Source organism: Kitasatospora sp. NPDC127067, from assembly GCF_042724755.1.
Taxonomy (GTDB): domain Bacteria; phylum Actinomycetota; class Actinomycetes; order Streptomycetales; family Streptomycetaceae; genus Kitasatospora; species Kitasatospora lactacystinica.
The window spans coordinates 1-8,552 of record NZ_JBHXEM010000220.1 but is presented as its reverse complement, the minus strand read 5'-3'; the positions used below and the strand labels follow the sequence as shown (position 1 = coordinate 8,552).

Annotated in this window: 8 protein-coding genes; 1 reads left to right on the top strand and 7 read right to left on the bottom strand. The window is 73.8% G+C overall.

What is annotated here, in order from left to right; translation table 11 throughout:
- Positions 1-624: 624 nt before the first annotated feature.
- Positions 625-978, top strand: coding sequence for a hypothetical protein (locus ACFWJ4_RS39995; protein ID WP_380553973.1), 354 nt, complete (start codon positions 625-627; stop codon positions 976-978).
- 79 nt (positions 979-1,057) lie between these two features.
- On the opposite strand, the gene ACFWJ4_RS39990 is transcribed toward ACFWJ4_RS39995, so the two are convergent.
- From ACFWJ4_RS39990 to ACFWJ4_RS39960, 7 genes are all read right to left on the bottom strand, one after another.
- Entirely contained in the window at positions 1,058-1,747 is a 690-nt protein-coding gene (locus tag ACFWJ4_RS39990; RefSeq protein ID WP_380553971.1) for a hypothetical protein, read from the bottom strand.
- Between the two features lie 113 nt (positions 1,748-1,860).
- On the bottom strand, positions 1,861-3,123 hold the full coding sequence (locus ACFWJ4_RS39985) for a sugar ABC transporter permease (RefSeq protein ID WP_380553969.1): 1,263 nt from the start codon (positions 3,121-3,123) through the stop codon (positions 1,861-1,863).
- A complete protein-coding gene (locus ACFWJ4_RS39980; protein ID WP_380553967.1) occupies positions 3,120-3,947 on the bottom strand; it encodes an ATP-binding cassette domain-containing protein in 828 nt (275 codons plus the stop codon). The genes ACFWJ4_RS39985 and ACFWJ4_RS39980 overlap by 4 nt, the downstream gene beginning before the upstream one ends.
- A gap of 121 nt (positions 3,948-4,068) precedes the next feature.
- Complete coding sequence (locus tag ACFWJ4_RS39975) at positions 4,069-5,166, bottom strand: sugar ABC transporter substrate-binding protein (protein WP_380553964.1); 1,098 nt, start codon at positions 5,164-5,166, stop codon at positions 4,069-4,071.
- Positions 5,167-5,393: 227 nt separating this feature from the next.
- Positions 5,394-5,759 carry a hypothetical protein gene (locus ACFWJ4_RS39970; RefSeq protein WP_380553961.1) on the bottom strand — a complete coding sequence of 122 codons (366 nt, stop codon included), beginning with the start codon at positions 5,757-5,759 and terminating at the stop codon, positions 5,394-5,396.
- Positions 5,760-5,932: 173 nt separating this feature from the next.
- Entirely contained in the window at positions 5,933-6,886 is a 954-nt protein-coding gene (locus ACFWJ4_RS39965; RefSeq protein ID WP_380553958.1) for a DUF4331 family protein, read from the bottom strand.
- Between the two features lie 226 nt (positions 6,887-7,112).
- Positions 7,113-8,357, bottom strand: a complete 1,245-nt coding sequence (locus tag ACFWJ4_RS39960; protein WP_380553956.1) for a cytochrome P450 — start codon at positions 8,355-8,357, stop codon at positions 7,113-7,115.
- Positions 8,358-8,552: the final 195 nt, after the last annotated feature.

Sequence of the window (8,552 nt, the reverse complement as noted above, 5' to 3'; positions counted from 1 at the left end):
GGGGGGGGGGCCGGGCCGGGCCCCCCCCCCCCCCCCGCCTCGGGTGCCGGTCCGCCAGCTGCTGGGTCCGCGAGGTGGGCAGGGATGCCGACTTGTCCGATGCCGGCCCTGTTGCCTGTGCGGGCGTGGAGGAAGGGTGCGGCTCCGGGGGGGGTGTACAAGGCGACCTGGCCGTCGGGGCGCCGATCCTGCGCGACAGGGTGTGAGAGCCTGACCCGGTGCTGGACGACGGACATGGCGGGCGGACAGCGGCCCGGCCGGAGTGGTGGGCCGCGTACCTGACACGGCATTGTGCGGTGGCGGACACGGAGCGCGAGCTGGTCGCCGGGTGGTTCGGTACCGGTGCCGCCGAGGCCGATGCCGCGTGGGAGGCGGCGATGCTGGAGGGGCTGGAGGCGCGCCTGCCCTTCGGCGGCGGGCACGCCGTGCTGGTGTACAGCTGCGACCTCCCCACGGACTGGGGAACGGAGTACCTGGTCGTCCACCCCGACTGGGGTCGCGTGCGAGGTCGTCTCGCCGCCGTCGACACCCGCCTCCCGGAGCCGGAACACCAGCAGGGACCCAGGCCTGTCCTGGCGGGAGCTGATTCACCTCGCGAACACGCCCGACCATGCCGCGCCCGGCGTGCACGACCCGTCCGTCCGGCTGCTGCTCCTGCTGCCGATACTCGGCGACGCGCAACTGCCGACGGCCGCCGCCGAGGTGGTGCGGGCGGCGCTGGTCGCGGTCGGGACACCGCCGGAGAACGCGGCGCGGCTTGCCGCCTTCGTCCTGTGGCACCTGCGCTGGGCACCCGCTCGCTGGAGCGCACCGCAGGGCCGGCGATGGGGCCGGCCCCGGGCAGAGCGGGAGCGCACCGACGCCGGGATCTTGCGGTGCGACGTCCCGGGAAGCCCGCGGTTCGCCCGACAGCTCGCCCACGGCATCACACCCGCGCAGGGCAGGCGGCTCGCCCGGGCGCTCGGGACCTGGCGGTGAGGGCCGTTCAGTCGACCGTGCAGGACGGGTAGGAGCCTCGACGGCTCGGCCGGGCCCCGCGACAGGGGCCGGGGAGGGCTCAGAACCGCTCCGGAACGACGTCCACGCCGGCTGCGAGCATCTCGGCCGTGATCCGCTGCGCCAAGGTGTCGTTGCAGATCAGCAGGTGCGTCCACGGCGCGTCCCGGCGCCGGACCAGATGGCCGCCGCCGCTCTCGTGGAGCTGCCACAGGTCGCGTTCCGTGGTCCACAGGTACTGGTAGCCGCCGAGGGCGCGTTCGGCCTCGGCGGCTTCCGCCGCGGCCCGGGTCCGACGGCCTGCCGGCGGGGGTGGCGGGGTGGCTCGCAGGGTGACGGCCGTCAGGTAGCCGTGCCGGTCGTGCGGCTCGATCGAGAGTTCCGCGGGCAGATCGTCGCCCAGGGCCTCCAGCACCTCGGTCGCCGGGTAGCCGAAGAGATCGACGTCGGCGAGGACGACGGGTGTGCCGCCCGGTACGTGCGAGGCCGACCGGCCGCGGCTCAGTACGACGGACCGCAGGACGGGCCCGGTGGGATCCGCCTCGGCCCCGTCCAACTCCTCGGTATCGGCGGTCACTTCGATGTCCGCCCAGCGGGCGGTGCGGCTCCGGGCCGCGTCGGGTACGGGCCGCGGCCGGAGCGGGCCGAGCCCGGCCAGGGTCTCGGCGGTCGTTCGTTCGTCCAGGCCGAACCGCAGGGTGCCCGCTGCGCCCGGCAGTCGGACCCCGAGGCCGGGGAGCAGTTCGAACATCGGCCGATCCTCTCGCGGTGCCGGAGCGGGAGGCAAGCCCCGGAGCGGGAGGCGGGCCGCGAAAGGGCCCGGCGTCCCGCGATGCGGCGGGGCGCCGGGCCGTTCGAACTTCCCTACCGGCGGCCGGTGGTGCGGGTGCGGCGGGTGAGGGAGTCGAGGACGACGGCGGCCAGCAGGACCGCGCCGGTGATCATGTACTGGATGGCCTGGGCGGCGTGGACCATGTCCAGGCCGGTGGTGATGGACTGGATGACGAGGATGCCCAGCAGGGCGGACCAGGTCTTGCCGCGGCCGCCGAAGAGGCTGGTGCCGCCGATGACGGCCGCGGCGATGGCGCTCATCAGGACGTTGCCGCTGCCCAGTTGCTTGTCGGCGGAGCCCTGCTGGGAGGCGTAGAACAGGCCGCCCAGGCCCGCCAGGAACGCGGAGAGCACGAAGACGGAGATCCGTACCCGGGCGACGTTGACGCCCGCGCGCCGGGCGGCCTCGACGCCGCCGCCGACGGCGAAGACCTGGCGGCCGTAGCGGGTGCGGCGCAGCACGAAGTCGGTGGCGAGGACGGCGCCGAGCAGGACGACCAGGGACAGCGGCAGGCCGCGGTCCTGGTTGAGGGTGTAGGCGGTGGCGAGGGTGAGGACGGCGAGGGCGGCGGCGCGCACGGCGCTGTCGGCGGCGGGGGGTGCGGTGAGGCCGGCGGCGCGGCGCCGGCGGGCGGTGTTCAGGCGGGTGGCCAGGTAGAGGACGGGGGCGAGGACGGCCAGGGCCCAGGCGTAGGCGATGTCGCCGTCGCCGAGGAAGGTGCTGTCCAGGCCGGCGACGACGCCGCCGTGGCGGTTGTTGACGGTGCCGCCGTCGCCGAGCACGTACTCCTGCAGGCCGCTCCAGGCGAGCATCCCGGCGAGGGTGACCACGAAGGCGGGCACGCCGACGCGGGCGAAGAACAGGCCGTGCAGCAGCCCCATGACGCAGGCCGCGCCGAGGGCGGCGAGGATCGCCACCCACTCGCTCCAGCCCTGGCGCACGGTCAGCACGGCCGCGATGGCGGCGCCGGCGCCGGCGACCGAGCCGAGGGAGAGGTCGATCTCGCCGAGGATCAGCACGAAGACGACACCGACCGCGATCAGGCCGGGCCCGGCGATGAAGCGGGTGATGTTGGTGAGGTTGTCGGCCTGCAGGAAGTGGTGGGTGACGGACTGGAAGACGACGGCGATGACGACGAGGCCGACGACGACCGGCAGCGAGCCGAGCTCGCCGGAGGCCAGGCGCCGGCGGGCGGCGCGCAGTTGGCCGGCCCAGCCCGGTTCGGTGCGGTGCAGCCTGGGGTCCGGCGTGGCCGCGGGGGCGGGGGAGGGGGCGGGTGCTTCGGGGGTGCTCATACGGCCTCGGCCTCCTCGGTGGGCTCGGTGTGCCCGGTGTGCCCGGCCTCCTCGGTGTGCCCGGTGCGGCGGGCCCGGCGGGCGTGGGCGTTGTCGGTGGCGCCGGTGATCGCGGCGACGATCTGCTCCTGGGTGGTGCCGGCCACCGGGAAGACGCCGTTGTTGCGGCCCAGGCGCAGGACAGCGACGGTGTCGGCCACCGCCCGTACGTCGGCCATGTTGTGGCTGACCAGCACGACCGCCAGGCCCTGCCCGCGCAGCCGCTCCACCAGGTCGAGGACCTGGGCGGTCTGTTCGACGCCGAGGGCCGCGGTGGGCTCGTCCAGGACGACCAGGGCCGGCTCGCCGACCAGGGCGCGGGCGATGGCCACCACCTGGCGCTGCCCGCCGGACAGGGCGGCGACGGGGGTGCGCACGTCGGGGATGCGGATGGAGAGGGTGTCCAGCAGCCGCCGGGCGTGCTGTTCCATGGCGACCTCGTCGAGCAGGCCGCGGCGGCGTTTCTCGTGGCCGAGGAAGAGGTTGGCGATGACGTCGAGGTTGTCGCACAGCGCGAGGTCCTGGTAGACGGTCGCGATGCCGAGGGCGGTGGCGTCCTGGGGGCGGGCCAGGCGCACCGGCTCGCCGTGCCAGGCGAGGGTGCCCTCGTCCACGGGGTGGACGCCGGCGATGGTCTTGACGAGGGTGGACTTGCCGGCGCCGTTGTCGCCGACGAGGGCGAGCACCTCGCCGGCGTGGACGGTGAGGTCGACGTCGGTGAGGGCCTGGACGGCACCGAAGCGCTTGGAGACCGAGCGCAGCTGCAGGACGGGTGCGCCTGTCACGGGAACAACCACCTTGGGGGAGCGGCTACTTGGTGTGATAGCCGAGGCCTGCTGGAGAGGGGCCTGCTGAAGGGGTCCTGCTGGAGAGGGTTCTGCTGGAGAGGGCTCTGCTGGAGGGGGCCTACTTGAGGCCGGCGGCGGCGCACGCGGCGGCGTAGTCGGCGGTGCAGATGTCGGAGACCTTGTAGATGCCGTCGGCCACCACGGTGGAGGCGATGGTGTCCTTGGTGACGACCTTGGCGTCCAGCAGCTTGGACGGGATGTTCTTGGCGGTGGCGCTGTCGACGCTGTCGGGGGCGATGCTCCTGACGTCCTTGCCCCGCAGCAGGGCGACGGCCAGTTCGGCGGCGGTGTCGGTGATCGGGCGGTAGGCCTTGTAGATGGTGTACGCCTGGTCGCCGTTCACGACGCGCTGGACGGCGTCCAGGCTGGCGTCCTGGCCGCCGACGGGGATGTTGATGCCGGCGCCCTTGAGCTGGGTGATGATGGCGGCGGCCATGCCGTCGTTGGCGGAGTAGACGCCCTGGAAGCCGTTCTTGCCGAACTCGGTGACGGCGGCGGAGATCTTCTGCGCGGCGACGGCGGCGTTCCACTGCCCGGACTGCTCGTAGACGACCTTCTTGATCTTCCCGTCGAGGGCCTTGTGCGCGCCGGACTTGAACTGCGCGGAGTTCGGGTCGGCCTCGTCGCCGTCGATCATGACGATGTTGGCCTCGGCGGCCTGCGGGCCGAGCGCGTCCAGCAGGGCCCGGCCCTGGAGTTCGCCGACCTTCTCGTTGTCGAAGGAGGTGTACGCGGCGACCGGGCCGCTGGCCAGGCGGTCGTAGGCGAGGACCTTGACGCCCTTGGCGGCGGCCTCCTCGACCCAGCTCTGGGTGGAGTCGGCGTCGTACGGGTCGAGGATGATCACCTTGACGCCCTGGGTGAGCAGGGTGTCGAACTGCTGCTTCTGCTTGGCCGCGCTGCCCTCGGCGTTGTTGTACAGCACCTTGCACTGTGCGCACAGGGACTTGACCTTGGCCTCGATGAACGGCCGGTCGAAGGACTCGTAGCGCACGGAGGAGGCGTTCTCGGGCAGCAGCAGGCCGATGGCGTCGGGGTTGCCGGCGGCGGATGCCTCGTTCTTGGCGCCGCCGGCCTTCCCGCACGCGGCGGTCATGGACAGGGTCAGCGCGAGGCCCATGGTGGAGACGAGGGCGCGACGCAGTACGGCGTTCATCGGATACCTCTCCCTGGGATCGCCGCGGCTTCGCGGCGGGGTGGGGGGAGTTAAACCTGGGCGCGTACATGACGTCAATAAGTAAAACCAGACTCCCCGGAATCCACCACCATTCGTTATCTTCGTGAACACGCCTCGGACGGGCGGCGCGCCCGCGGCGCGGGAAAGCGGAATGCCCGCCGCTCCCCTCGGACGGCGGGCACTCCCGGCTCTGGCCTGATGGAACGTCAGGGACGGTCGAGCGTGATCGAGTTGATCGGACCCAGGTCGTAGTACACGCCGCGCTGCGCCGCGATGTCGTAGACGCAGTCACCGCCGCCCGAGGCGCGGCACAGGTGGGCGTGCGCGCCGCCGGTCTGGTTGTTGAGCACCCAGTGGTTGCCGTACTGGCCGCTCAGGTTGTGCGCGCCGTAGCTCCAGTGGACGGCACTGGGGCTGACCGCCGGGTCCTGGTCCTGCGGGTAGATGCAGACCGCCCCGGACGGGCAGCCCGCCCAGTCGCCGGCCGCGGCGCCGGCACTGCCGGCCCCCGTCGTGGTCAGCGCGGCGGCGGCCATGGCCAGGGCCGCGACGGCGTGGGTGATCCTGCGCATGAGTGGTTCTCCCTTGGCTGGTACGAGGACGGACGACCCGTCCGTCCGGTGCCCGTCAGCCTAGGAATCCGGCGCCCGCAGCGGTCCCTGACATTTGACAGGGGCGCGCCTGCTTGCCCCACGAGCCGGAACCCTCCACGGAACGGAACCCTCCACAGGGCGGGCCCCCGAGGTCAGTGCGGGTGGCCCAGGTACGGGAAGGCCGGCAGCAGATCGGTGTGCGGCCCGATGTGGTCACCGGACACCGTGCCGTCGGTGAGCATCGTCAGCCGCGCCGAGGTCACGTCGTCGGTCAGCGAGCGCCCGTTCGGGTAGACGGCCGGGCGGGCCCGGTCGTAGCGCAGGACGTCCGGCAGCACGATCCGCAGCTGCGCGTGCGCCGCGTCCGTGGTGTACCCGCCGAAGTGCTGCAGCTTCGCCGTCCACGGATCACGGTAGGTCACCCAGTCGTCCACCGGCTCCCCGGCGTTGTACGCGTCCTTCACGTCCTCCTCGTTGAAGTACGCCGTCAGCGACGGATGCGCACCCCGGTCCACCGACACCAGCCGACCGTCCTTGCGCACGCTCACCCGCGCCCACACCCCGATCTCCGGCGCCTCGCCGAACGCCGCGTCCGGCGCCTCCAGCACGATCCCGAAGACGTTCTTGTCCGCGCCCCAGTCCACCCCCGTCCACTGGAAGTCCTTCACGATCCCGTCCAGGTCCGCGAAGAACGGGTCGCTGCGCAGCCCCGCACTCACCCGGTACGACCCCGCCTCCACCACCGCCGGGGTGCCCGTGAAACTCACCGGCGCCCGCGACACCAGCACCTCACCGCTCGCCTCGTGCCCGCGCGCCCCCTCGCCGGTGGTTCGCCGCACCGTCATGCTCTGCGCCCCGCCCACCGGCTCGGAGAAGGTGAAGCTGTACGCGATGTCGGCCCGCTGGTCGCCGTCGGTGTCGATGTCGATCCGGTACACCGCCTCCGGATGGAAGGCCTGCCCGCCACTGGGCGCGACCGGGTTCACGTTCATGATCAGCACCGTCCGGCCCGGCTCCGGCGAGGCGAAGGCGAACAGGTCGGTCAGATCCAGGCGCGCGTCACCCTCCGGTGAGCGCAGGTTCGGTCCGCTGAGGTGGTGCGACACGACGGTCTCCGGTCTCCAGTGCTTCGCGTGCGTCCGCGTGGACACCCCCGCCCCCTCCGGCCATTGCTAACACGACCCGCCCGTACCGGCCCGCCCCGCTGCGCCACCCGGGCGAGCACGCAAAGGAGGGCAACGGGCGCGGGGCGCGGGCGCCGGGGAGGGCCGGCGGGCGTGGCGGGCCGGTACGGGCGGGGGCGCCGGGGCGGCCGACGGGGGCGCCGGAGCGTCAGGACGCCTTCGGCGCCTGCGGGCCGAGCAGCACCGGCAGCGCCCGGTGCCCGTTGGAGATCAGCGAGTCGACCGGCTCCAGCCGCGCGTCCGGGGCGAGGGCGAGGTCGGGGAAGCGCTCGAACAGCCGGCTCAGCGCGGTGCGCCCCTCCAGGCGGGCCAGCGGCGCGCCGAGGCAGAAGTGCACGCCGTGCCCGAAGGCGAGGTGGTCCTTGACCGGCCGGGTGACGTCGAAGTCGGCGCCGCTGTCGCCGTAGCGCGCCGGGTGGCGCCCGGCGGCCGCGTAGGCGGCGAGGATCGCCTCGCCCCGGCGCACCGTCACCCCGCCGGGCAGCTCGATGTCCTCCACCGCGTAGCGCATCGGCAGGTGCGCGACCGGCGCGTTGCGGCGCAGCGCCTCCTCGACGACGTCGTCCCAGCCGGCTCTGCCCGCGCGCACCAGGGCGAGCTGCTCGGGGTGGGTGAGCAGGTCGGTGATGCCGTTGTCGATCAGGTTGACGGTGGTCTCGTAGCCGGCCGAGACGATCAGCAGCACGGTGTCGCGCAGTTCCTCCTCGCTCAGCGCGCGGGAGTCGCCGTCGCTCTCGTGGTCGCGGGCGGCGATCAGCGCCGAGGTCAGGTCCTCGCCCGGTTCGCGGCGCTTGGCGGCGATCAGCTCCTCCAGCAGGGCCAGGAACGCGGTCACGGTGGCCGCCGACTCCTCGGCGGACAGGGTGGTGGAGAAGACCTTGTCGACCATGCTCCGGAAGGTGTCCGTGATGTCGTCGGGCAGGCCCAGCAGCCGGGAGATGACCTGGATCGGCAGCGGGTAGGCCAGGCGCTCGCGCAGGTCCACCGCCTCGCCGGGGGCGCAGGCGGCCAGGCCGTCCAGCAGGGCGTCGGTCAGCTCCTCGACGCGGGCGGTCATGGTGGCGACCTGGCGGGCGGTGAAGGCGCCGCCCACCAGCCGGCGCAGCCGCCGGTGGTCGGCGCCGTGCGCGTTGAACATGTTGTGCGCGCTCACCCAGATCGCCAGCGGCCAGGTCCGCACCACCTCGGCGAAGTCCGGCCAGTGCTGCGCGCCGTCCTTGGAGACGCGCGGGTCCTTGGTCAGCTCCTCCAGCAGCACCGGGTCGGACACCGACCAGGCCCGCACGCCCAGGATGTCGACGGGCGTGGCCGCTCCGCGCGCGCACAGCTCGGCGCTCTCGGCATCGCGGGCGCGGCCGGTCGGGTCCAGTACGAGACGCTCCACGGGGTCCACGGGGGTTCCTCCACTCGACGCGGGGACGGTGCGCGGCCGCACGCCGCGCACCGGGACACGAGGATGCTCGCCCGCGGCGGTCCGCGTCGAGAGGGCGTGGCGGCCGGCGCGGCGGTGGGGGGCCGGGTGGGCGCCCCCCCCCCCCGCGCCGCCGCCCCGGGGGCCCCCCCGGGGGGGGGGGCCCCGGGGGGGGGG